Here is a 23433-nt window from a genome sequence, read left to right on the forward strand (position 1 = left end):
CGGAGGAGGGAGTCGACGCGGCGCGTCGGCGACCGACGACAACGCGGCGTGGGGGCACCTCCCGGCCGAAGGCTGGGGGAGTGCGTGCCGGGCCGCCCCGACCAGACGGGCTTTTGAAGACACGACCTAAGGGGGCGGAAGCGTACCCGGCGGTGCGGGGGTGCGCCATCCGGGGGAGCCGGGGCGGGAGGCGGGGGCGCGACGGCGCGGAGGGCGGGGTGTGCACGCGCGGCGCGCGCCGCGCGGGGTCGCCCTCCCGGAGGAAAGCGGTGGTGGGAGCGGGGAAAGGCGCGCCGACACGACCGGGGGTGCGGTAGCGCCCGGGGGCGGCGTGGGTGAGGATGGGACCCGCGACGAACAGCCGACAGGAGGGCAGCCCTTTGTCCCGGCCGCGATCCGGTCCCACCGTGGCGCTGCGCATGGCCGCGGCGGATCTGCGCGCCCGCAGGGAGGCGGCGGGCGTGTCGCTCGCCGGGGCCGCCCAGAGCCTCGGCGTGCACCAGGACACGGTGCGTCGCATGGAGAGCGCGGAGACGGCGCTGCGGCACGTGTACGTGGAGAGCCTGCTGCGCGCGTACGGCACCGCGGAACCGGACATCAAACGGGTCCTGGAAGTGCTGCACGAGGCGAACAAGCCCGGTTGGTGGCACGAGTTCCGCGACGTGCTGCCCGACCACCTCCAGGGCACCATCGACCTGGAGTCCGCGGCGAACATGATCCGTGTCTACGCCCCCCAGGTCCTCCCCGAGCTGCTCCAGACCCCCGACTACGCCCGCGCCATGCTCCGCCTCACCCACCCGCGCGAGCCCGCGGAGCGCACCGAGCGGCGCATAGAGCTGCTCGCCGAGCGGAAGCGACGGGCCTTCGAAAGACCCAGGCCGCTGCGTCTCTGGGCGCTGATCGAGGAGTCCGCGCTGAACCGCCCGGTCGGCGGCGCCCAGGTGATGCGCGCGCAGCGCGAGTCCCTGGCGCGGATGGTGGCCGACCCGATGTCGCCCATCGCCGTCCAGGTGGTGATGCCGGACGGCGGTCCGCACCCGCTGCTGACCAGCGGCCCCGCCGAGCTGATGCGCTTCGAGCACCCCGCGCTCGCCGACCGCGCCGTGGTGCGCGGGCTGCACCCCGAGGTCACCGTGCACGACGGCATCGACGTGGTGCGCACCTTCCAGGCCGCCATGGACACCGTGTCCATCGTGGCGAGGCCGCCGCGCACCCCGCTGCCGCCCGCCCGCGGCGCCTGGTGAGCCACGCGGGCCGCACGCACCGCGCCCGCCCGGCGCCCACGCCTCACACCGGCTCGCGCGGGACGGTCAGACAACGTTGCCTGGCCCGCAGGAAGCTCTCCGTCGCCGCCGCGCCCTCGCCCCACGGCCAGGGCGTGTAGTACGGGCCGAGGGCCGCGAACACCCGGGCGGCGCCGCGGAACTGCCCCGCGGTGTACAGGGCGTGGGCGAGCACGCTGAGGTCGGACAGGTTCTCCGGGGGCTGCGCGGCGCGGTCGAACCAGCCGTCGAGCGCGGCCGCCGCCTCCCGCGCGGCAACCTCCGTGCCCCAGTGCGGCCCGAGCGAGGGCTGCCGCCGCGCCCGCTCCGCGCGCACATGGAGCGGCAGGGCGTGCAGCGGGGAGCCGCCGGGCGCGCCCGCCACCGACCAGAGCGCGAAGTCGGCCGCGTCGGCGGCCCAGCCGGAGGAGCCGCGGGAGCACAGGTACTGGAGCATGCGGTGGTACGCCTCGCGGTTGTACCGGTCGCGCCGGTCGGCCTCCGCCAGCAGCTCCCAGGGCCCCGGCGGCAGCATCGCGCCAGGCGGCGCGGAGCCGCGCCCGCCGCCGAGGCCCGCGAGCCGCAGCAGGCACACCCAGGGCACCGGGTCGGCGGGCGCGGCGCCCGCGGCGACCTGGCACGCCTGGCGGGCCTGGTGGCCCAGCGCGTGCGCATGGCGGTGGCCCGCGCGGTGGGCGCGCAGCGCCCGCTCGACGGCCACCCGGCCGTGCATCACCGCGGCGGGCGCGCTGCGCGGCTCGGCGGAGCGCCAGGCGCCGACGAGGTCGGTGCCCGCGACGGCGGCGCCGAGCACCTCGGTGCGGCGCGTCCAGCGGGCGGGGTCGCGCGCCGCGGCGGTGGCGTCGAGCAGGCTCCGCATCGCCGTCCAGCGGCCCTCGCGCAGCTCGCGCAGTGTCGTGCGCAACTCGGTGTCATGGCCCGCCGGATGGTAGGCGGGGCGGAACGTGTGCGGTGGCGCGGGTGTGGTCATCGATTCCGACTCCCGGCGGTCGGCGGACACGGGCGGGAACGGACGGGAGGGGGGTTCCGTCGGTTCTGTGGGGGGAGTGCGGCGGCCGTGGCCAGTGTAGGGCGGTGGGGGTGGGGAGTTGAGAGCTTTGCGCACCTTCCTCGCGGCTCCCTCGCCGCCATCGGCGGGGTCCGGCGCGAACGCGCTGGTCGTTACGGTGCCGGTGGCCGACGGCGCGTGAAAAGACCTTAGAAGAAAGGGAGTTGGGGCGGGAGCGCGTTCCGGTCACGGGGCGCGCGGGGAGGGTCCGTACGCCGTTCAACGGAGGCGTCGACGCGGAGTGTTGTGCGAACCCGCAAAGGTTATTTGGTTAGACCTCTAGACGCCGGGATACATCAACACTACTGTCACCTGGCGTGAACGCACCCACCGCCGGGCGTTCGGATTCCGGCGGCGGGACCCCTGACACGACCCGGCCGCAGGCGCGATCGGGCCCCGTCCCCTCCGGCTGCCGCGGCCGGGGCGTCCGAGGCGTCGACCATCTTCCCGACCAAGACCCGGTACGGCAGGAGACCGCCCGTCTCCCCGGTCCGACGGCACCGTCGAGCACGCGCGAGGCGAACCCGGCACGCCTCGACGGCGACACCAACCGCCACCCGCCCGCGCCCCGTACACCCACGGCCCGCGGGGCACACGGAGCCACCCACGGCCACGCCGCCGCGCGCACCCGGCCGCGATCCACCACGCCGCGCCCGCAGCCGCCGCGGCGTGCCGCCCGCCATGGAAGGAGGACCCATGCTGCGCGTCGACCACCTGGTGAAGAGCTACGCGCCGGAGAAGAAGAGCAGACGGGCGCGGAAGGCGGCGGGGGAGCCGGAGCGTGCACCCGCCGTCGACGACGTCTCCCTGGAGGTCGAGGAGGGCGCCCTCTACACCCTCCTCGGGCCCTCGGGCTGCGGGAAGACCACCACGCTGCGCTCCATCGCGGGCCTGGAGACCCCCGACTCGGGCCGTATCACCGTCGACGACCGGGTGCTCTTCAGCGCCGAGCCCGGCGGGCGCGCGGGCGCCGCCACCGTCAACGTGGAGGCCAACGAGCGCAGGCTCGGCATGGTGTTCCAGTCGTACGCGATCTGGCCGCACATGACCGTCTTCGACAACGTCGCCTTCCCGCTCCAGATCCGCAGACGCGCCGAGCGGCCCTCGAAGTCCGAAATCGAGGCGAGCGTGCGCCGGGCGCTCGACGTCATGGAACTCGGACACCTCGCCGAGCGCTCCGCCACCAAGCTCTCCGGCGGCCAGCAGCAGCGCCTCGCGCTCGCCCGCGCCGTCGTCACCGAGCCCCGGGTGCTGCTCCTCGACGAACCGCTGTCCAACCTAGACGCCAAGCTGCGCGAGTCCCTGCGGCTCGAACTCAAGCGGCTCCAGAGCGACCTCGGCATCACCTCCATCTACGTCACCCACGACCAGGACGAGGCGCTGTCGCTGTCCTCGACCATCGCCGTGATGCGGGCGGGCAAGGTCGTGCAGACCGGCCGCCCCCGCGACATCTACGCCCACCCCAGTTGCCGGTTCGTCGCCGAGTTCATCGGCACCTCGAACTTCTTCGGCGGCACCGTCGCCGCCCAGCGCGACGGCTGGGTGCACGTCGACACCGCCGCGGGGCCGCTGCGCATGCGGCGGCCGGAGCAGGCACTCCCGCCGGGCGCCGAGGTCATCGTGTCCGTACGCCCCGAGGACGTGGAACTGGCCGCCGCGAGCGCCGGGGGCGCCGTCCCCAACGAGTGGGCGGGCAGGGTGCTCACCCAGATCTTCCTCGGCGACACCATCGACCACGTGGTCGCCGTAGGCGGCCTGGAGATACGCAACCGCTCCACCCCCGCCACCTCCCTGCCCGCCCAGAGCGACGTCTTCCTGCGGATCGACCCGCGGAAGGTCTCCCTGGTGCCGGTCGAGTAACGGCCGGCGCACCGGCCCCCGGTCCCCGACACCCACCGCGACGAACGGAGATCCGCGTGTCCTACGAGACGATCCTGATCGACAAGGCCAAGGGCGTCACCACCGTCACCCTCAACCGCCCCGACAAGCGCAACGCCATGAGCCCGCGGCTGCACGAGGAGATGTCGGACGCGCTGCGCGACCTCGCCGTGGACGACGAGACCCAGGTACTGGTGATCACCGGCGCCGGGGAGTCGTTCTGCGCGGGCCAGGACCTGAAGCGCTACTTCCACGACATCCGCGACGACCCCAGGGCCCGCGCCCAGGCCCGGCAGAACTCCCACGACTGGCGCTACCGGCTGCTGCACCCCTTCCCCAAGCCCACCATCGCGATGGTCAACGGCTACTGCTTCGGGGGCGCCTTCACCGTGGTCTCCTCCTGCGACATCGCGGTCGCCGCCGACGAGGCCGTCTTCGGGCTCTCCGAGATCAACTTCGGGCACATCCCCGGCGGCATGGTCGCGAAGATCGTCACCGACTCGATGATCCCCAAGCAGGCCCTCTACTACATCCTGACGGGCCGTCAGTTCGACGGGGCCACCGCCGCCCGTATCGGCTTCGCCACCATGTCGGTGCCGCTCGCCGAACTGAAGGACACCGTCGACGGCATCGCCGCCGACCTCAGGGCGAAGGACCCGCTCGCCCTGACGGCGTGCAAAGAGGCGTTCAAGTCCGTCGACCTGCGCAGGCTCTCCGCCGAGGAGTCGCTGGCCTGGCTCACCGCCAAGAGCGACCAGCTCATCAGGAAGCAGTCGCAGCGCGGCGAGATCGACGGCATCCAGGGCTTCCTCGACAAGAAGTACCGGCCGGGCTTCGGCCCCGCGCCCCGGGAGAACGCCTGATGGCGCACGGCGGCGGGCCCGCGGACGACGGCGCGCGCCGCCGGGGGGTCCACGCGCTGCTGCACCCGCGCACCGTCGCGATCGTCGGCGCGGGCGACCGCCCCGGAAGCTGGCCGCAGCGCATCCGCGGCAACCTCGAACGCTTCGGCTACGCCGGCACCGTCTACCCCGTCAACCCGCGCCGCGAACAGGTCTGGGGCGCCGCCTGCTACCCCGACCTCGCCGCGCTGCCCGAGACCCCCGACCACCTGGTGGTGCTGATACCCGCCGCCGCCGCGCTGGAGACCGTCAGGCTCGGCGCCCGGCTCGGGGTGCGCAGCGCGACCATCTTCTCCAGCGGCTTCGGCGACCACGCGGGCGGCCCGCCGCTCAGCGCACTCACCGCCGTGGCCGACCGGTCGGCGATGGCCCTGTCGGGGCCCAACTGCCTCGGCAACATCTCCGTACCGGCCTCCATGGTGACCACCACCGACTCCAGGCTCGGCGAGATCATGGACGGGCCCGTCGCCGTCGTCGGCCAGAGCGGCGGCGTGGTCACCGCGCTGCACCGGGTCCTGGTCGGCCGCGGCATCGGCGCGCGCTACATGGTGTCGAGTGGCAACGAGACCTGTCTGACCACCGCCGATTACCTGCGCTACTTCGCCACCGACGACGGGGTGCGCGTCGTCGCCGCCTTCGTGGAGAGCGTCCGCGACCTGGACGCCTTCCTCGGCGCCTGCGACGCCCTCGCCGCCCGCGGCAAGCGCCTCGTCGCCCTCAAGGTCGGCCGCAGCGAGGCGGGACGCACCGCCGCGCGCAGCCACACCGGCGCCCTCGCGGGCTCCTTCGACGCCTTCGAGGCGGTCACCGCCGCGCACGGTGTGATCAGCGTCGGCACCATCGACCAGGCCGTCGAGGCATGCGAGTTCCTGTCCCGGGTGCCCGCACCGACCGGCGGCAAGGTCGCCGTCATCACCGTCTCGGGCGGTGTGCGCGAACTCGTCCTGGACGGCGCCGCCGCGGCAGGCGTCCCCCTCGCCGCGTTCTCCGACGCCACCCGGCGGGCCCTCACCGAACTCGTCGGCCCCGAGATGGACGTCGGCAACCCGCTGGACTCCGGCTTCGCCGGGCTCTCCGACGCCGGGGTCCTGGTCCGCTGCGCCGAGACCGCCGCCGCCGACCCCGACGTCGGACTCGTGCTGCTCCAGGAGGAGTTGCTCGGGCGGCCAGAGCCGGGCAAGGAGGCCACCCTCGCCCGCTACGACGCCGCCTTCCCCGGCGGCACCGTCGGCGGCACCGTGCCGGTCGCGCTCTTCTCCATGGCTTCCCTCGCCGTCACCGGCCATGGCAGGGCGCTGCGCCGCCGCCTGCCGCACCTCGCCTTCCTCCAGAGCACCGACAAGGCGCTCGCCACGGTGGGCGCGCTCCTCGCCAACGGCGCCGCCGGGCCCGCCGCGCCCGCGCCCGCCACGGGCCGGGCCGCGCGGCGGGACGGCGCACTCGCCCTGCTGCGCGACCTGCCCGCACACCTCACCGAGGTCGAGGCGAAACACCTCATCCGCCACTACGGCTTCACCACCCCCGAGGAGACCCACGCCGACACCCCCGCGCGTGCCCGCGCCTGGGCGGCCGGGCACCGGGCGCCGTACGTCGTCAAACGGGTCTCGCGGGAGAGCACCCACAAGTCCGACACCGGCGGTGTGCTCCTCGGCCTGCCGGACCCGGACGCCGTCGAGGCCGCCTGCCGGGGTCTCGCGGAGGACGGCGAGCCCACCGAGGGGTTCCTCGTCGCCGAGCAGGCACCCCCGGGCGTGGAACTCGTCCTCGGCTTCGTCCGCGACCCCGAGGTCGGCCCCGTGGTGATGGTCGGCGCCGGGGGGATCTCGGTGGAACTCTTCGGCGACGTCGCCTTCGCCCCCGCCCCCTGCACCCGCGACCAGGCGCTCGCCGCGCTGCGCCGCACCAGGGCCGCCGCCCTGCTCGGGCCCTGGCGCGGCCGCCCCGGCTGCGACCTGGACGCGGTGGCGGACGCGGTGTGCGCGATGGCGGACCTAGCCGCGGACCTCGGCGACATCGTCGAGTCCGCCGAGGTCAACCCGCTGCTGGTACGGGCGGGAGCGCCGGGAGCGCTCGCGCTCGACGCGGTCGTGCTGCGCCCCGCGCCCCCGCACCAGCCCGCACCCGCGCCATGACCCGGCAGCAGGGCCGGGCCCCTGGGGCCGCACCGTCCTGACGGGCCGTACGAGAGGAGGGCCGATGCCCGCACACACCGAACCGCCCGCGGCCGAGCCACGCGGCGAGATCGAGGTCACAGCGGCCGGGGAGGCCGACGGCGTCGCCACCGTGGTGCTCGCCCGCCCCGCCAAGCACAACGCGCTCACCCCCGGCATGCGCGCCGCGCTGCTCGACGCGTTCCGCTGGGCGAGCGAGGAGCCCGCGGTGCGCGCGGTGGTGCTGCGCGGCGCGGGACGGTCCTTCTGCGCCGGGCAGGACATCCGCGGCGAGCGGACCGCGTACGACTCCGTGCAGCAGGGCATCTGGCACCGCGAACACCAGAACCTGGGGCGGGCCGTGGCCGACTGCGCCGTCCCGGTCGTCGCCGCGCTGCACGGCCATGTGCTCGGCCGCGGCCTCGACATCGCGCTCGCCGCCGACATCAGGATCGCCGCCGAGTCTGCCAGGCTCGGCTTCCCCGAGGTCCGGCACGGCATGACCATCGGCGGCGGGGGACTGCGCCGCCTGGTGCGCGCCGTCGGCGAGTCCCGCGCGATGGACCTGCTGCTCACCGGCGACAGCGTGGACGCGGCCACCGCGCGCGCCTGGGGCCTGGTCACCAGGGTCGTCCCCGACGACCGGCTCACCGACGAGGCCCGGGCGCTGGCCGCCCGCCTCGCCGACCTGCCGGGACCCGCGCTCTACGCCACCAAGCACCTGGTCAGAGCGGCACTCGACGGCCCCGTGGAGGCCGGCTCCTGGACGGACACGGCGGTGGGCAGCCTGCTGGCCGCCGACCGCGCCGCCGCCAGAGCCCGCCCACGGGACCCGGACGACACCGGGCACCACGCGCCCGCCGAACGATAGCCCCAGGGAGGCAGCATGCGCACACGGATACCACTCCTCGCCGCGGCGGGCCTCGCCACGGCGCTCGCCCTGTCCGGATGCCTCGGCGCCGGCGCCCGGGTCCCGGCCGCCAAAACCGACCCTCAGCTCGCGAAGACCGAGAAGCTGACGGGCCCCGCCAGGGAGCGCGCCCTGTACCGGGGGGCGAGGAAGGAGGGCTCCGTCACCTGGTACACCGGGCTCATCCCCGACCAGCTCGTCATCCCCATGAAGAAGGCGTTCGAGGCCAAGTACCCCGGCGTCAAGCTGGAGTACTACCGGGCCGGCAGCTCCGAGATCGCCACCAAGATGCTCACCGAGGCCCGCGCCCGCTCCCCGAAGTCCGACATCTGGGACGGCGCCCACGCCGCCGAGGTCCTGAAGTCCTTCGGCGCCTCCGTCGAGTACCGCCCCCCGACCGCCACGGACTACCCCGCCAAGATCAAGGACAAGGACGGCTACTGGACCGCCGCCAACATCTACATCAAGGGCATCGCCTACAACACCCGCCAGGTCAAGGGCGACGACGTGCCCAAGACCTACGAGGACCTCCTCAAACCCCGGTGGAAGGGCCAGCTCGCCTGGACCCCCGAGGCCACCGGGGGCGCCGACTTCATCGGCAACGTCCTCGGCGGCATGGGCGAGAAGGCCGGGATGGCCTACCTCAAGAAGCTCGCCGAGCAGAACCCGGCCGTGGTCCAGGTCAGTTCACGGCAACTCGTCAACCTGGCCATCGCGGGCCAGTACCCGCTGGTCATCCAGGTCTTCAACAACCACGTCGCGATCAGCAGGAAGGACGGCGCCCCCGTCGGCTTCGCACCGCTCGGCTTCGCCTCCGAGGAGCTGAACCCGATGGGCCTGACGGCCGGCTCACCGCACCCGTACGCGGGCCGGCTGCTCCTCGACTTCATCCTCTCCGCCGACGGCCAGCGCATCTTCCGCGAGGCCGACTACATCCCGGCCGACCCCAGGGTGAAACCCGTCGACCCCGGCCTCGCCCCGGACACCGGAGGCTTCAAGGTCAACCTGATCACCCCGCACGCCATCGAGAAGGAGAACGCGAAGTGGGTGGACATCTTCGATGAGCTCAACGGCTGAGACCGGCATGGCGACACGCGGCGTCAGGGCCACCGTGGGTGTCCTCCTGGTGCTGCTCCTGGCCCTGATGGGCCCCGTGGTCTACCAGCTCGTGATGGGCAGCGTCACCTCCGTCTCGCTCGACGGTGCGATCTCCTTCACCGCCCATTACTACGCCGACCTCCTCGGCGACGGCGACAGCCTGCGGGCCGCCCTCAACACCGTGCTCTTCGCGGTGGGCAGCACCCTCGTCGCCACCGTCGTCGGCGGCTTCCAGGCGTGGGTGGCCGAGCGCACCAACGCCCCGCTGCGCAGGCTCGCCTACGCGGGAGCCCTCACCCTCATCGGCATGCCGTACCTGGTGTACGTGATCGCATGGGTGCTGGTGCTCGGCCGCGGCGGCCTCGTCAACTCCGCGCTCGCCGCCCTCACCGGCTCCGACAACCCGGCGATCTTCGATGTGAACAGCCTGGTCGGGATGGTCTTCATCGAGGGGTTCGTCTGGTCGCCCATGGCGTTCCTGCTGATCGCCGCCTCGCTGAAGCAGGCCAACCCGGCCTTCGAGGAGGCCGCGCGGATGTCGGGCGCCGGCATCGGCGTCATGGTCCGCCGCATCACCATCCCGCTGGCCTGGCCCGCGGTCCTCGCGGTGGGGCTGCTCACCCTGATCCGCTCCATGGAGGCGTTCGAGGTCCCCGCGATCGTGGGCCTGCCGGGCAACGTCCAGGTGGTCACCACCCAGGTGTACACCGCGATCCAGCAGGAGATGCCGCCCGACTACGGGCGCGCGAGCGCCGTGTCGGTGGGCCTCATGGTGGTGGTGGGCCTGCTGCTGTGGTGGAACGGCACCCTCACCAGGCGCGCCGAGCGCTACCAGGTCGTCACCGGCTCCCACTACCGGCCCGCGGCGCTCAACCTCGGCCGCTGGCGCTACCCGGCCGCGGCCGGTTCCGCGCTGGTCTTCCTCGTCGTGGTCGCCGTCCCGCTCGCCATGCTGGTGTGGGTCTCGGTGGTGCCGGTCTACCAGGGCGTCGACGGCTCACTCTTCCACTTCACGCTGCGCAACTTCACCGCCGCGGTGCACACCCCCTCGCTCGCCGAGGGCACCGTGAACACCCTGCTGCTGTGTCTGGGCGCCGCCGTGGTGTCCTGTCTCGCGGCGAGCCTGGTCGCCTGGTTCGTGGTGCGCCGCGCCACCGCGAGCAGGCTTCTCGACCAGCTCATGAGCCTGCCGCTCGTGGTGCCCGGCATCGTCGTCGGCCTCGCCGTCTCCCAGGTCGGGCTGACCTCGCCCGTCCCGCTGTACGGCACCGTGTGGGTGCTGGCGCTCGGCTACCTCATCACCTTCCTGCCCTTCGCCATGCGCTACGCGTACACCGGCGCCATCCAGATCCAGGCAGCGCTTGAGGAGTCGGCGAGGGTCGCGGGCGCCCGCTACCCTGCGGTGTTCCGCAGGATCGTGCTGCCGCTGCTGATGCCCGCGATGGTCACGGGCGGCCTGTTCGTCTTCATGCAGGGGGTGCGGGCGCTGTCCATGCCGGTGTTCCTCGCCTCGCCCCAGCACCCCGTCGCCGCCGTGTCCCTGTACGAGCTGTGGTCCAACGGGAGCACCACCACCGTCGCCGCGTTCGGGGTGCTCTGGACGGCGGCCATGGTGCTGGTGGCGGGCGTCCTCTCGGCGCTCGCCCGCCGCAGCCGCGTCTCGCTCTTCTGACCGCCGCCCCGCAACGACCGCCCAGGAGCCGGTATGACCGAGACCGCCACCACCCCCGCCCTCCATATCGACGGGGTCGCCTTCTTCGGGCCCGTGCTGGGCTCGATCCCGCGCGGCGAGGAGGCCGCCCGTGTCTTCGACGGCGCCGGCGCGCTCGCCCATTACCCGGACTTCTTCGAACTGAAGCGCACCCGCACGGGCGAGCTGAACTTCGACTGACATCCCGTACCGGACGGAGGCGACCGCCCGCCGCCGCCCCATGCCGCCCCATCCGGAATCCCCGGTTTCCCCTTCCGCGGCCGACGCTTTTGCGGAGGGATTCCATCCGGCCCCGGCGGCAGGGAAAAGCGGGTCGATATATTCCGCATCCGGTGGGCGAAACGCGCGCGGCGCTTTCCGAAAGGGCGCGCGGTCTTTTACGTGACGGCCGCCGCCGCGCGGATTCAGCCTCCCTTTTCCCTCGTCCCTCCGGCTTCCCCCGTTTCTCTCGTTTCCCCGGATTCCCCTGTCTCCCTTGCTTCCCTTGGTTCCCTTGCTTCTCCCGTCTCCCGTCCGACGCCGTGGACGGTGAAGCTGACCCGGGGACCGAGCCAGACCCGGTCGTCGTCGTGCATCCGCGCCCGGCTTCCCGGCCTCAGCACACGGTCGTTCAGCCGGGTGCCGTTGCTCGCGCCCTGCGGGACCTCCGTCACCCAGCTCGCCCCGTCCGGGGTGTGGACGACGGTCGCGTGCCGCGCCGACACCGACGTCTCGTCCGCCAGCAGCCGGTACGCCCGCGGGGCCCAGCCCCTGCTGCGCCCGAGACGCAGCTCCTCGCCGCGCGCCACGTCCAGATGGCCGCCGTCGAACACCAGCCGCAGCGGGCGCACGGGCGCCCCGGGCCGGACCGCACTTGTCGCAGGTGCCCCGACCGGGGAGAGGCACCCCGGGCACACGGCCATGCCGGACGGGACGACCGTGCCGCAGGTCGCACAGCGCGCGCCGACGGCGGGCGGGGCGGGACGCGGGGCGGGACGCGCCGGTGCGGGAGTCGGGTCGAGCAGCCGCTCGTTCGCCTCGACGTCATCCCACCCCGGGACCTCCCACCCCGGGACCTCCCCTTCAGGGGGCGCCGTGCCCGCCGCCGCGTCGTCGCCCACCGCGTCCCACGCACCCCCCGCGTCATCCGTGTCGTCCGCGTCCGACCCCCGCACCGGCGACACCCCCCTTCTTGAAGACCACCGCCGTGTCCACCCGTCCGCTCTCGGTCTCCCGCACGTCCGTCACCACCACCGTGGTGCCGGGACCGATGTCCGACGCGGCGAACAGCTCCCGGGCGAGCGGGTTGACCAGATGCGTCTCCAGCACCATGCCGATGCCGCGCCCGCCGTTCCACCTGTCCCGGATGCAGTGGTCGAGGAGCGCGGCGCGGGCCGGCTCCTCGATCCGCAGGACGAGCTGGTGCCCCTGCTCCAACTGCCGCTGGATGTTGCGGATCTGGAGGTCGAAAATCTGCTCGGCTACCCGGTCCGAGATGAAGTCGAACACGACCACGTTGCCGCCGATCCTGTTCATCAGCTCCGGCCTGCCGATGACCTGCTCGAAGTGCTTCTTCACATTGTCCTTGACCGTCGCCTCCAACTGCCGGTAAGGCGTGCCGGGTCTGACGATCCACTCGCGCTCCCCGGTCTCCGGGTCCGTGCGCTGCACCCCCAGGTTGGAGGTGAAGATGAGCACGCACTCGCTGAAGTACGCGGTGATGCCCTGCCCGTCCGTGAGCCTGCCGTCCTCAAGGACCTGGAGGAACTTGTCGAGGATGCCCTTGTCGGCCTTCTCGATCTCGTCGAAGAGGACGACGCGGAAGGGGTTCTCCCGTACCGCCGAGGTGAGTTCGCCGCCCGCCTCGAAGCCGACGTAGCCCGGTGGCGCGCCGACGAGCCGGTCCGCGGAGTGGGCCGCGGAGAACTCGCTCATGTCGAAGCGCAGATACGCCTGGTCGCTGTCGAAGAGCACCGAGGCCACCGACTTCGCCAGCTCCGTCTTGCCGGTGCCTGTCGGCCCCGCGAAGAACAGCACCCCGCGCGGCCGGTGCCCGGGACTTGTCGCCTGGGCGCCCGACAGGCCGAGCGCGGCGCGCTTGAGGATGTCGAGGGTCATCGCGACCGCCGCCTCCTGGCCCAGCACCCGGTTGGGGATGGAGTCCTTGTCGCCCGGGTCCTCACCGCGCAGGATGCGGCGGCGCAACTCGTCGCGGCCCCACGGGTTCTTCTCCACCCCGAGCCGGTAGATCCGCACGGCGTCCGGCATGGCGGCGAACGGCATCCCGCGGGAGCGCGCGAGCCGTACGCTCCCCTCCATCGCCCGCAGGCTCATGCCCGCGGCCGCCCGGGTGAAGGCGTCGACGGCCCGTGCCCGCTCCTCGCCCGCGGCCTCCGAAGGGGAGGGACCGAGCGGGGAGGAGGGCGCCCCGGGCTCGTCGGTCCCCGGGTAGCGGTGGTAGCGCTCGCCCAACAGCCGGGCCATCGTGGTGCGTTCGTCCGCGTCGGGCTCGGGCACCGCGACCGCGCGTATCCGCTCGCTGCCGGAGACCAGCCAGCCGGGCACGTCGCGCTCCCCGTCGGCCACCCAGATCACCGGGTTGAACCTGGCCGTCCCGTTCGCCGCCGTCCCGGGGACCTGCGGCCCCGGCCGCAACGGGTCGGCCCCGTGGGCCAGTTTGAGGCAGGCGAGAAAGAAGTCCCGCTCGTCCGGGGTCGGTCTGGACGGGTCGGTGAGCAGCCGGGAGGCGTGCTCCACCACGAGCGCCACCCGCAGCGGCGGCAGCGGGCGCCCGTCGCGCACCGTCTCGCGCCGCTGCTCGGCCCAGCCGGTGGTGACGTTCCTGAGCTGCTCAAGCGCCGCACGGCGCTGACCCGCCGTCTGGCCGGGGAACTCCCTGGCCCCCTGGAGCAGTTCCTGCACGGCGGCCTGCGTCCTGCCCTCGCCGGCCTGCGCCACGTGGAAGCCGCGCACCTGGTCGCAGAGGACCAGCGCCTCGTAGCCGATCTCCCGCAGCGGGTTCCACAGCACGTCGAGCAGCGGGTGGAAGCTGTCACGGCCCCGCCGCCGCACCAGGTGCAGATCGCGGATGTTGCCGTGCAGGACGTACTGCGCGTGCACCCCGAGCGTGCCGATCAACTCCTCGACGAAGTTCGGCAGCCGGTCTTCCTTGGACAGACGCATCGTTCCCCCCTGGGTGTGCCGGTCTCCCCGGCGGCCGTCCGGCCGTGCGGTGTGTTCAGCTTCCTGCGCCGCCGTCCGCGGTCCGGGTCCGGTACCCGCGTGCGTCCCGCGTCGCGGCCTGCCGCCGGGCATCCGCGCCGAGGGCGTCGTCGAGCAGCCCGTCGAGGAGTACGGCGTCCTCGCCGAGCACGCCCGGCAGCGCCCCCTCGGCGCGTTCGACCCTGAACGCGAGCCCCAGTCCCGCCGCCCCGGTGATCTCCTCGAAGTCGGCGAGGTGCCGCCTGGTCTGCGCGCAGCGGGTGTCGTCCAGGGCGCGCTGGCCCGGCGTCCGTTCCCCGGCCGTGTCCTGGTACATCGTCGCCACCCGCAGGACGCCGCCGACCACGGTCGCCCGCAGCCAGTGCCCGGGCTCCCAGCCGTCCGGCACCCAGTCGAGACGGATCTCCTGCCCCTCGGGCCACTGCGCCCCGGCCGGTCCGCCGAAGCGCCTCGCCAGTTCCGCGACGGCGCCCGCGCACTGCTGCGTGAGGTAGACCGCCTCCAGCGCGTCCCGGCGCTCCTCCACCCGGCGTGCGACCAGGTCGCGTTCCGCCCGGGTGAGCGGGGCGCCGTCGTCCAGGGTCCGCCGCAGCAGTGCCAGCGCGTCCGGCGCCACGGGCAGGTCCGCCACGCCCTCCCCGGTCTCGTACTCCAGGAAGTCGAGTTCCCGTGCGGCCCGTTCCTGTGCCGCGCGTGTCTCGCGCGCCTCCCGGTTGGCGTCCCGTACGAACTTCCGCGCCTCGACGAGGTGGTTGCGCGCCCGCGACGGCTCGTCGGCCGCGCGGCGTACGGCGTGCCCGACGGCGGCCTGGGCGAGTTCCGCGGTCGCCGTGGCGGCGTACGGGTCGAGACCGCCGAGGATCTCCGCGCCCAGCCGGCCGACCTCGCCGGGGCCGAAGGAGCCGGGCAGCGGCCCCCCGGCCCCCTCGGGCGCCTCCGCCCGCCCGTCCTCGGCGCCGCGCTCCGCCGCCAGCCGCTCCAGCGCCCTGCGCCGCGCGTCCCGCAGGCCGCGCCGCCAGTCGTCGTCCGCCCCGCCCCCGTCGTCGAGACGCAGCAGCGCGGCGGTGCGCCGCTGCTCCCACGCCGCGTGCCGCTCCTCGGCCGCCCGCAACCGCTCCTCCGCCCCGGCCAACTGCTGCCGCGCGTCGCACAGCCGCGCCCCGACGGGTTCGAGCGGCGGCGGCAGGTCGGGGACCGGCGGCGGCCCCGCGGGGCCGTGGGGGGCCCGCCCGGCGCGCGCCACCCGCGCCCGCAGGACCCGCCTGCGGGCGTTGCAGCTCACGGCGGCGAACGCGGCCGCCTCCCACTGCTCGGCGGCCGTGGCGGCCACCCGCTGCTGCCGTTCGAGGCAGCGCTGCTCGTCCGCGGCCCGTACCGCCGCCGCGGCCAGCACCCGGGTGGTGAGCAGCGCCGCCCGCCCGGCGAGCAGCACCCCGCTGAGCGAGCCGAGCACCTGCGCCGCGGCGTCCGCCGCGTGGTGGGCGGCCTGGCCCGCCAGGTCCGCGCCGTGCGCGTGGAGATGGCCCGCGACGTCGCCCGGGTGGACCACTCCGGTGTGCGGCAGCGCCTGCGCGGCGACCGGCGGGGGCGGCGCGAAGTCCACGGAGGGCGCGATCGAGGTGATCGAGGGAAAGGCGACGCCCATGCTCATGCCGCGCCTCCCGCCGCACCGCGCCCGGCCGGTGCCCGCCGGTGCGCCGCCCGCCGCTCCCGGTGCCCGCGCCGTCGGCGCCGCCAGACCCAGCAGCGCCTGACACTCCACGCGGCGACCGCGACGGACGACGCGAGCGGCCACAGCCACGGCACCGTCGAGAGCGCCCGGTACGCCAGGTAGACGGCGAGCAGCAGCAGCCCGGCGGCGACGAAGCGGCCTGCGCCGCGGCGGGCCAGCCGGGCGGGGCGCTCCGCGCTGCGGATCAGCAGCCCCGCGAGCGACCGGTCGGGATGGTAGAACGGCGGGCCGATGTAGACGGCGGTCCACAGCTCCACCGCGCACACGAACGCCGCGGCGGGCAGCGCGAACAGCCAGGCCGTGACGACGTCGCCCTGGGAGGCGCGGCCCAGCACGTCCGCCAGGCCCGTGACGAAGCCCCACGGCGCGGTGACGACGGTGGCGCCGAGCAGCGCCCAGCCCAGCGTGGGCGGCCGGTCGAGGCGCCGCAGCACGGCCACGATCCCGTCCTGGTCGGTGGCCAGCATCCGCTCGTACTCCTCGACGACGCGCCGCTGTCTGCGGTCCTCCGCCTCCGCCACGGCCTGCCCCGTCAGCAGATGGGCGCTCAGCAGCCGTACGTCGTCCTCGTGGTCGGTGAGCAGGGCGTCGAACCAGGGCACCCGGGCGGGCAGCGCGGCCCGGGTGCGCCGCAGCGCGTCGGCCAGCAGGCTCCTGGTGCGTTCCGGCTCGCGGGCGAGCTGGAGGAGCCAGGCGTCCACCACCACGCCCCGTTCGAGCGCCGCACGCGCGCGCGGCACACCGCGCGCCTCGTGGCGCCGCAGCTCCTGGGTGACGGGCCGCCACCGGGCGCGCAGGGCACGCCACGCGCTGTCGGTCTCGTCGAGGCCCTGGCCGCCGGGGCGCCCGGCCAGCCCCGGCAGGACGTCCTGGTGGTCCGCCAGGTGCCGTACCAGCGCGACCGCGTCGGCGCCGCCGTCCCTGGCCGCGGCGCACAGCCCGCGTATGCCGCGCGTGTCGAGGCCCACGCCGTGCCAGGAGACGTCGAGCCCAGGACCGAGCCAGTTCAGCAGCCTGACCACGCCCCCGGCGGACGGCGGCTGCTCCAGCTCGGCCCGCAGCTCCGCGAGGTCCCGCAGCTCCTGCGGGCCGCGGCCGCCGACGTGCTCGAACTGGCCGAGCCAGGCGACGAGTTCGGCCCTGGCGTCGTGGTCGGCGAGCATCCGGGCCGCCGCGCCGTGGTAGTGGTCCAGGTCGAGCGCGAGCCGCTCCGTGCCGGTGAACTCCCTTCCCATGAAGGGGAACGGGCGGATCTCGGGGCGCGGGTCCTGGTCGGGGAGTACCCGGCCGCCGGTGCGCGGCGCGACCGCGGGCGCCCTGCCGTCCAGCCAGTCACGCACCTGTGCGGCGCCCCAGCGCCGCTCGGGGGCACGGGTGAGCAGTCCCTCGCAGAGCGAGCGTGTCCTGCGGTGCCCGATGCCCGTGAGGTCCGGGTCGTGCGTGGCGATCTCCGCCAGCACCTCCTCGTCCCGCCGGAAGTCCACGGGGTGCTTGCCGAGGGCGAGTTGGGCCACGACCATGCCGAGCGACCACCAGTCGCCCGCCTCCGACACGGTCTGCCGCAGCAGGCCCGCCTCCGGCGCGAGATAGAGGGGCTTGCCGCGCCAGTCGGTACGGCGCTCCAGCGCCTCGTCGGGCCGGTGCACGGCGGCACCGAAGTCGATGAGGACGAGATCGGCCCTGTCGCCGTGGCGGCTGTGCACCATGACGTTGTCGGGGGTGATGTCCCGGTGCACCACACCCCGTCCGTGCAGCGCGGCCACGGCGCCGTAAAGCTGGCGCACCGCGGACTCGACGGCCTCGGGCGGCAGCCCCTCCGGGTGGTCGGCGCGGTACGCCTCCAGGGTCTCCTCGCCGTGCGACCAGTACAGGTGCCAGGGGTGGCCGTGCGCCTCGCCGGTCTCCAACAGCCGTTCGAGATGCGGGGTGGTCGGCTGCGCCAGCTCCCGCACCGCGCGCTCGACGTCGGGGCCCGGCGCGTGCATCCGGTGGTACCACTTGAGCACCAGGGGGATCGGCACCGCCCCGTGACGGCCCGTCAGGTCGCGCACCCGCAGCACCACGGCCTCCGCGGGCCGCCGCGCCGCGGACAGTACGGCGACACGTTCGAAGCGCCGCGACAGCTCGTCCGGCACACCGTCCAGGACCGGGCGCGTCTCGACGAGGCGGGCATCGGTGATCCCCCCGTCCTCGGGGGCGTAGAAATCGGTGGGTGGCGTCGTCATCTTCCGGCCTTCCGGGCGAACACGGCGGGGGGACAAGCGGGGCGGTGCGGGCGGCACAGGCGGGGCAACGGGGCGGCCTCCGCGGCACCTTGGGCGGGCGCACGCGCGGGGCTACGATGCGCGCTATGCCCACCCTGCCCCCGCACGAGAGCGTCGTCGCCGAACTCAGGGAGCTGCGCCGCCGCGGGCTTCCCGGGCTGCGGCGCTGCACCAGGCAGGCGCTGCGCGACGCCGCCGTCGCGGCCCGGCTGTGCACCGGCGCCGAGGACGAGCAGAGCGGTATCGAGGAACTGCTCGGCGAGGCGGTACGGCGGCTTGCGGGCGGCCGGCCCGTGCGGGACGACGACTCGTGCGACCCGCTGGCCCGCGCCGCCGCCCACTCCTTCGGGATCTTCCCCGCGCGCCGCGGCGTCCCCGGCAGCGACCGGCGCAAGGCGGCCGCCGCCGTCTACGGCGTGAGCACCGAGCGCTTCCGCAGGAGCCAGGAGCACGACGTCGTCGACGAACTCGCCGCGGCCGTCCTCGCCCTGGCCCGGGAGACCGCCGCGGGGGAGCGGGCCGGGCGCGGGACCTCGGGCGTCGTCCTCCAGCACATGCCCCCGGCGCCCGCCGCGCCCGCCTCCGCGGCGCCCGGCTGCCCCGGCGCGCCCGTACGCCCGCCGGGACGGCGCCCGGCCGCCGTGCCCGCGGCGGCGCCCGCCGTGCCCGCGGGCCGGATCACCGTCCGGGTCTCGCCCATCGAGCAGGTGCGGGACGTGGACGTCCTCGTCTCCTCGGAGAACACCTACCTGGAGATGTCCAGGACCTTCCGCCCCACCGTCTCCGGCGCCCTGCGCCGCGCCGCCGCGCTGCGGGACGCCTCCGGCGCGATCGCGGACGACGTCCTCGCCCGCGAACTCGGCGTCTGGCTGCGCACCCACGGGCTGACCGGCAGTCCGGTACGGCCCGGCACGGTCGTCGCCACCTCGTCCGGCGCCCTGTCCGCGCAGGGTGTGCGGCGCATCCACCACGCCGCCGTCGCCACCCCCGTCGGCGACGGCGACCGCTACCACGTGACACCCGCCGTGCTGGCCGAGGCGGTCCGCGCCTCGTTCGAACTGGCCCGCCGCGAGGCCGTGTTGCTGTCCGTGCCGATGGCCTCCATCTGCTTCCCGCTGCTCGGCACCGGGCGCGGCGGCCTGCCCGTCGACACCGGCGCCCGGTGCCTGCTCGACGCGGTCAGGGAGGAGTTACGCCGCGACCCCTCCTGGTCGGTGCTGCTCGTCGCGCTCGACGAGAGCCGCGCACGCCGGATCATGGCCGCCAGCTCCGCCCCGTGAGCACCACCCCGGCCTGCCGCAACCGGCTTTCCAGCGCGGTGAGTTCACCGCGCAGCGGCACCCCGTGCAGCCGCATGAGGCCGTCCTCGTCCCTGACGACCTGCAACCGCGGGCCCTCGGCCCCCCGCGCCAGATACGGGGCGTAGCGGACGACACCGAGCGGTGTCAGGGGAATGATCCGCTGGTTGGCCGAGCCCCGCCACGCAAGGCGGGTCGGCTCCGCCACCCGGAACCTGCCCACCACCACCGCGTCCGCGCATCCGAGCGCCGCACGCCGCCCCCGCGTCAACTCCCCGGGCTCGTGGCCCGTGTACACCAGCAGGTCGGGCCCGGCCCCGGCGCCCCCCTCGTGGCGCCGGGCCCCGTCGCGCAGCCGCGCCGCCCCGGCCAGCAGCGCGGCGAGCGCCTCCGCCTGCTCAAGCGGCTCGCCACCGCTGACCGTCATGCCCTGCGCACCGTCGTCGAGCGCGTCCCGCCACCGCGCCAGCACGTCGGACACCTCGGCCGCCCTGCCCGCCGCCCGGTCCCAGGTGTGCCGGGACATGCATCCGGGACAGGCCAGCGAACACCCCTGGAACCAGACGCCGAACCGCTTTCCAGGACCCAGCGTCTCCAGCGGATAGTGCGTCCCCGCAAGGCGCAATTCCACGGCATCTCCTCCTCGCACCGTTGGGAGTATGAAGTGCGTTCCGGTGCGCCCGCAATTGCGCGAGGGCCTGTTTTCGGCTATCCGCTGGGCGGTATCCGGTTGTTTTCCGGACCCCCGCCGAGAACGATCAATTCCCTTTCCCGCGCCCGTCCCGCGGCGGCGGACGCTCCGTTACTCTTCCGGGCATCGCCGCGCTTTCCGCTACGGATGTGCGCGAGAACGGGGGGTCATTCACAATGATCAATAATGCTGGAATAGGTGTTCGGGTGCCCTGGTTGCCTGCGGCCCGCGCCCGATGGCACGGCCGCCGGGATTCCGCGGGCCTGCGCGCCTTCCTGGCGCAGACGGCGGGAGGCACGCCCGAGGACGACACCCTGCCGCCCTATGTGCTCGGCCTGCGGATGCGGGCGAGGCGGCGCACCGTGCGGCTGCGCACCCGCACGCTCGCACGGCACCGCGCGCTGCTCGTGCGCATCCAGGCCGAGTCGGTGCGGGTGGTGGCCCAGTACACCCTGCGCGGCGAGCCGGCCCCCGCCGCGCTCGCCCGCTACGGCCAGATGGTGGGGGAGTGGCGCGCCGCCGCCACGGTCTGCCGCCAGCGCGCGCAGCAACACCTCGACGCCACCAACCAGTTGACCGCCTGCTACTGGGACGCGGCCTGGGCAGGGGCCCGGCGCGACGACGACGTCAGCGGCGCCCGCCCCACCGGCCGGCTCCCCGGCGAGGCCGTCCTCGACCACACATGGACCCACCTCGACGACGCGCTCGTCAGCGACCGCTGGTACGCCGAGGACGGGCCCCGGCGCGGGGCCGACACGTCCGCCGTCGCCGACGCGCTGCACATCCTCGACCAGCAGTCCGCACACGGCGGCCCCGGCCGGGCGCGCGGACGCGACACCGCGAGCGGCGCCCGCAGGGGATGACCGGCCCCGGACCCAGGAAGGCAGGTAACGCCATCGTGCCCCACCACTCAGCCAGGACCGGCCGCCGGTCCTCCCTGCGCGCCGCCCGCCGGCTCGCCGTCGCCCTCCCGCTGCTGTGCGGGCTCTGCGTCGTCTCCTGCAGCAAGCAGGAGGACTCCCTCGACACCCCCTGCGGGGTGGTCGTCGACGGCTCGGGTTCGGCCGCCGCGGTGAAGGAGGGCTTCGACTCGGAGGCGAAGCTCAAGGACACCCTCGTCGACTTCCTCACAGGACAGAAGTGCGGAACGCTCGACTTCGCCCCCGTCACCCGCTCCTCGCGCAGCTCGTCCTGCCGCCAGGACCGGGTCGACCTCGACCCGCCCCACGAGGCCACCACCGACCAGAAGGCGCTGCGCGCGAGGGCCAGGCAGACCGCCGCCGTCGCGGCGCTCGCCGAACTCAAGTGCGCCCGCACCCAGAACGGCTCCGACGTCTGGGGCGCGCTCGCCCGCATCGGCGAGACGGTGCCGTCGGACCCCACCCCGAAGCTGCTCGTCGTGAGCGACTTCGACCAGGCCGACCCCGAGTTCGCGCTGTCCCACCACGACCTGTCCACCAAGGCGGCACGCACCGACGTCGTCGACACCCTCGTACGCGCCAGAGGCCTGCCCGGCATCAAGGGCATGGACGTCCTGCCCGTCGGGCTCGGCATGCAGTACAAGGCCAAGCCGAGCGAGGCCGACGACTTCGACTCCTTCTGGACGGAAGCACTCGAAGGGAGGGCCGAGGCCCATGTCGACAACGCATACCGGAGCTGACGAACCACAGCCGCGGCGGCGCAGGCTCACCCGCCGCGCCCCCTTCACGGGCCTGCCAGGGCGGACCGCCCCGGGGCCACGCCCCGCCCCAGGACCCGGGGCACCGGGCGCGCACCGCCCCCTCGTGCACACCGACCCCGCCGAGCGCGCCCTGCTGCGCACCGCCAACAAGCGGGGCCGCCGGGCGGCGCGGCGCGGCACCCTCGACCCCTGGGTGCTGGGCGGCGGCGACCTGGTGTCCTACTTCGGCACCCTCGCCTCCGTACGGGACTCGCTCGTCCACCGGTGGGAGCAGGAGCTGAGCGACCGGGAGAACGCCGCCCGGGTACGGGACGCCCAGGCGGCGTCCGACGTGGCCTCGGGCGAGCGCGACACCAGGCTGCTGGACGAGCGGCTGCGGGAGGCCCGCCGTGACATCGAGGCGGCCAGGCGCCAACTCGACCTGCTCGCCTCCAGGTCCGCGCGCTGGCTGCGCTTCCGCGACCGGCTCCGCGAGCGGATGGAGGAGCGGTGGCTGCGCACCCGCTTCCCCGACGCGCCCGGCACACCGGCGCCCGACAGCCCCCTGGCACCCCCTCAGGGGCAGTCGGCGGTGGGTGCGGGTGCGGGGGAGCCCGACGGCGACGACTGGGTCGCGGTGTCCACGAAGGGCGCGGACGACGACACCGACACCCCCGCCCCGCTGTGGGACGAGTACCGTGCCGCCCGCGAGGAGACCCGCGACAGCGCCTCTGCGTTCGGCTGGGAGGGCCTGCAGACCCGCCCGGGGCTGCCCCGGTGGCTGACCTGGGCGCTGCTGCTCGTCGTCATGGCCGTGGAGGTGCCGGTCTACTGGGTCGCGTACCAGCCCTTCCACGGCGTCGGCAGCTCGGGCGGGGACCTGCTGTCCGGCACGCTCGCGGTGTCCTCCGCGGTCATCATGCTGACCGTCCCGCACCTGGCGGGGCACATGCTGCGCTGGCGCGCGGGCACGGGCTCGCCCCGGTCCGGCTGGGTTCCTGCGCTCTCGCTGCTCGGCGTGTGGGCCGGCCTGACGTGGGCGCTGGGCACCCTGCGCGCCAAGTACGTGCTCCAGCACGACACTCCGGTACCGCCCGCGGACGGCGCCGATGGCTTCCGCGGGCTCGACGACCCGTCCGGCTCCACCGGGACCCTGGTGGACAACCTGCACCTGTCGTCCCAGACGGTGACCTGGCTGTTCACCGCGCTGCTGCTGCTCTCCGGCGGTGTCGGGCTGCTGCTCGGGCTGTTCAGGGAGCACCCCTTGCTCGACGCCTTCCGCTCCGCCGTGGAGCGGCACGCGGAGCTGGGGCGGCGGCGCGAGGAGAGCATCGCCGCCACGGAGCGGGCCCGCAGCGTCACGGAGACCGCCGAGTCACGGCAGCAGGACCGCAGGGACGCCACGGACGAACTGATCGCCGCGACCCGTGAACTCCACGAGGCCGCCGCCCACGAGTACCTGGAAGGGGTGATGGCGGGTGCGAGGGACCCCGCCCTGACCGAGTCGGCGATGCGCCTCTCGCGCAACCGGCCCCTGCTGCCGCCGCCACTGCCCGCCGCACCGGCGGGCGAGACCGGCTGAAACGGGCCCGGCGGGCCAGGGCCGT

Annotated in this window: 17 protein-coding genes and 1 pseudogene; 12 read left to right on the plus strand and 6 right to left on the minus strand. The window is 74.7% G+C overall.

What is annotated here, in order from left to right; translation table 11 throughout:
- Nucleotides 1–407: 407 nt before the first annotated feature.
- Complete coding sequence (locus tag ACIBIW_RS23150) at nucleotides 408–1244, plus strand: helix-turn-helix domain-containing protein (protein ID WP_399338889.1); 837 nt, start codon at nucleotides 408–410, stop codon at nucleotides 1242–1244.
- Between the two features lie 43 nt (nucleotides 1245–1287).
- Here the strand turns inward: ACIBIW_RS23150 and ACIBIW_RS23155 are convergent, their stop codons facing one another.
- A complete protein-coding gene (locus ACIBIW_RS23155) occupies nucleotides 1288–2253 on the minus strand; it encodes a hypothetical protein (protein WP_399338890.1) in 966 nt (321 codons plus the stop codon).
- Nucleotides 2254–3027: 774 nt separating this feature from the next.
- On the opposite strand from ACIBIW_RS23155, the gene ACIBIW_RS23160 reads away from it, so the two are divergent.
- From ACIBIW_RS23160 to ACIBIW_RS23190, 7 genes and pseudogenes are all read left to right on the plus strand, one after another.
- Nucleotides 3028–4191: an ABC transporter ATP-binding protein gene (locus ACIBIW_RS23160; RefSeq protein ID WP_399338891.1), complete on the plus strand. Its 1164-nt coding sequence runs from the start codon at nucleotides 3028–3030 to the stop codon at nucleotides 4189–4191.
- Between the two features lie 56 nt (nucleotides 4192–4247).
- Complete coding sequence (locus ACIBIW_RS23165; RefSeq protein WP_399338892.1) at nucleotides 4248–5072, plus strand: p-hydroxycinnamoyl CoA hydratase/lyase; 825 nt, start codon at nucleotides 4248–4250, stop codon at nucleotides 5070–5072.
- Nucleotides 5072–7243 (plus strand): acetate--CoA ligase family protein, encoded by a 2172-nt coding sequence (locus ACIBIW_RS23170; RefSeq protein ID WP_399338893.1) that lies wholly within the window; start codon nucleotides 5072–5074, stop codon nucleotides 7241–7243. Before ACIBIW_RS23165 ends, ACIBIW_RS23170 begins: the two co-directional genes overlap by 1 nt.
- A gap of 64 nt (nucleotides 7244–7307) precedes the next feature.
- A complete protein-coding gene (locus tag ACIBIW_RS23175) occupies nucleotides 7308–8132 on the plus strand; it encodes an enoyl-CoA hydratase/isomerase family protein (protein WP_399338894.1) in 825 nt (274 codons plus the stop codon).
- A 15-nt stretch (nucleotides 8133–8147) separates the two neighbouring features.
- The gene (locus ACIBIW_RS23180) at nucleotides 8148–9248 is read left to right on the plus strand and encodes an ABC transporter substrate-binding protein (protein ID WP_399338895.1); all 1101 of its coding nucleotides are present in this window, start codon (nucleotides 8148–8150) and stop codon (nucleotides 9246–9248) included.
- On the plus strand, nucleotides 9232–10941 hold the full coding sequence (locus ACIBIW_RS23185; protein ID WP_399338896.1) for an ABC transporter permease: 1710 nt from the start codon (nucleotides 9232–9234) through the stop codon (nucleotides 10939–10941). Before ACIBIW_RS23180 ends, ACIBIW_RS23185 begins: the two co-directional genes overlap by 17 nt.
- Nucleotides 10942–10992: 51 nt before the next feature.
- Nucleotides 10993–11160, plus strand: a pseudogene (locus ACIBIW_RS23190) (disulfide bond formation protein DsbA); the annotation flags it as partial.
- A gap of 224 nt (nucleotides 11161–11384) precedes the next feature.
- Here the strand turns inward: ACIBIW_RS23190 and ACIBIW_RS23195 are convergent.
- The 4 genes from ACIBIW_RS23195 to ACIBIW_RS23210 form a co-directional block, all read right to left on the minus strand.
- Complete coding sequence (locus ACIBIW_RS23195; RefSeq protein ID WP_399338897.1) at nucleotides 11385–11810, minus strand: FHA domain-containing protein; 426 nt, start codon at nucleotides 11808–11810, stop codon at nucleotides 11385–11387.
- A 292-nt stretch (nucleotides 11811–12102) separates the two neighbouring features.
- Nucleotides 12103–14142, minus strand: coding sequence for an AAA family ATPase (locus ACIBIW_RS23200; RefSeq protein WP_399338898.1), 2040 nt, complete (start codon nucleotides 14140–14142; stop codon nucleotides 12103–12105).
- A 55-nt stretch (nucleotides 14143–14197) separates the two neighbouring features.
- Nucleotides 14198–15832 (minus strand): hypothetical protein, encoded by a 1635-nt coding sequence (locus ACIBIW_RS23205; protein WP_399338899.1) that lies wholly within the window; start codon nucleotides 15830–15832, stop codon nucleotides 14198–14200.
- Nucleotides 15829–18138 (minus strand): serine/threonine protein kinase, encoded by a 2310-nt coding sequence (locus ACIBIW_RS23210; protein ID WP_399338900.1) that lies wholly within the window; start codon nucleotides 18136–18138, stop codon nucleotides 15829–15831. Before ACIBIW_RS23210 ends, ACIBIW_RS23205 begins: the two co-directional genes overlap by 4 nt.
- Before the next feature lie 125 nt (nucleotides 18139–18263).
- On the opposite strand from ACIBIW_RS23210, the gene ACIBIW_RS23215 reads away from it, so the two are divergent.
- Complete coding sequence (locus ACIBIW_RS23215) at nucleotides 18264–19457, plus strand: macro domain-containing protein (RefSeq protein ID WP_399338901.1); 1194 nt, start codon at nucleotides 18264–18266, stop codon at nucleotides 19455–19457.
- Here ACIBIW_RS23215 and ACIBIW_RS23220 read toward each other — a convergent pair.
- Nucleotides 19432–20106, minus strand: coding sequence for a 4Fe-4S single cluster domain-containing protein (locus ACIBIW_RS23220; protein WP_399338902.1), 675 nt, complete (start codon nucleotides 20104–20106; stop codon nucleotides 19432–19434). The genes ACIBIW_RS23215 and ACIBIW_RS23220 overlap by 26 nt on opposite strands.
- Nucleotides 20107–20372: 266 nt before the next feature.
- Here ACIBIW_RS23220 and ACIBIW_RS23225 point away from each other — a divergent pair, with 266 nt between their 5' ends.
- From ACIBIW_RS23225 to ACIBIW_RS23235, 3 genes are read left to right on the plus strand one after another with little or no spacing between them, the layout of a single operon-like run.
- Nucleotides 20373–21029, plus strand: a complete 657-nt coding sequence (locus ACIBIW_RS23225; protein WP_399338903.1) for a hypothetical protein — start codon at nucleotides 20373–20375, stop codon at nucleotides 21027–21029.
- Between the two features lie 35 nt (nucleotides 21030–21064).
- A complete protein-coding gene (locus ACIBIW_RS23230; RefSeq protein WP_399338904.1) occupies nucleotides 21065–21826 on the plus strand; it encodes a hypothetical protein in 762 nt (253 codons plus the stop codon).
- On the plus strand, nucleotides 21801–23408 hold the full coding sequence (locus tag ACIBIW_RS23235) for a hypothetical protein (RefSeq protein WP_399338905.1): 1608 nt from the start codon (nucleotides 21801–21803) through the stop codon (nucleotides 23406–23408). Before ACIBIW_RS23230 ends, ACIBIW_RS23235 begins: the two co-directional genes overlap by 26 nt.
- The last annotated feature ends 25 nt before the right edge of the window (nucleotides 23409–23433 follow it).

Source organism: Streptomyces sp. NPDC050560 (assembly GCF_044457285.1).
GTDB lineage: Bacteria > Actinomycetota > Actinomycetes > Streptomycetales > Streptomycetaceae > Streptomyces.

What these genes read in the sequence shown, in the direction of transcription:
- ACIBIW_RS23175 (WP_399338894.1), top strand. Translation starts at nt 7,308, where the DNA reads ATGCCCGCACACACCGAACCGCCCGCGGCCGAGCCACGCGGCGAGATC.
- ACIBIW_RS23180 (WP_399338895.1), top strand. Translation starts at nt 8,148, where the DNA reads ATGCGCACACGGATACCACTCCTCGCCGCGGCGGGCCTCGCCACGGCG.
- ACIBIW_RS23235 (WP_399338905.1), top strand. Translation starts at nt 21,801, where the DNA reads ATGTCGACAACGCATACCGGAGCTGACGAACCACAGCCGCGGCGGCGC.
- ACIBIW_RS23155 (WP_399338890.1), bottom strand. Translation starts at nt 2,253, where the DNA reads ATGACCACACCCGCGCCACCGCACACGTTCCGCCCCGCCTACCATCCG.
- ACIBIW_RS23205 (WP_399338899.1), bottom strand. Translation starts at nt 15,832, where the DNA reads ATGAGCATGGGCGTCGCCTTTCCCTCGATCACCTCGATCGCGCCCTCC.
- ACIBIW_RS23170 (WP_399338893.1), top strand. Translation starts at nt 5,072, where the DNA reads ATGGCGCACGGCGGCGGGCCCGCGGACGACGGCGCGCGCCGCCGGGGG.
- ACIBIW_RS23210 (WP_399338900.1), bottom strand. Translation starts at nt 18,138, where the DNA reads ATGACGACGCCACCCACCGATTTCTACGCCCCCGAGGACGGGGGGATC.
- ACIBIW_RS23215 (WP_399338901.1), top strand. Translation starts at nt 18,264, where the DNA reads ATGCCCACCCTGCCCCCGCACGAGAGCGTCGTCGCCGAACTCAGGGAG.
- ACIBIW_RS23185 (WP_399338896.1), top strand. Translation starts at nt 9,232, where the DNA reads ATGAGCTCAACGGCTGAGACCGGCATGGCGACACGCGGCGTCAGGGCC.
- ACIBIW_RS23200 (WP_399338898.1), bottom strand. Translation starts at nt 14,142, where the DNA reads ATGCGTCTGTCCAAGGAAGACCGGCTGCCGAACTTCGTCGAGGAGTTG.
- ACIBIW_RS23160 (WP_399338891.1), top strand. Translation starts at nt 3,028, where the DNA reads ATGCTGCGCGTCGACCACCTGGTGAAGAGCTACGCGCCGGAGAAGAAG.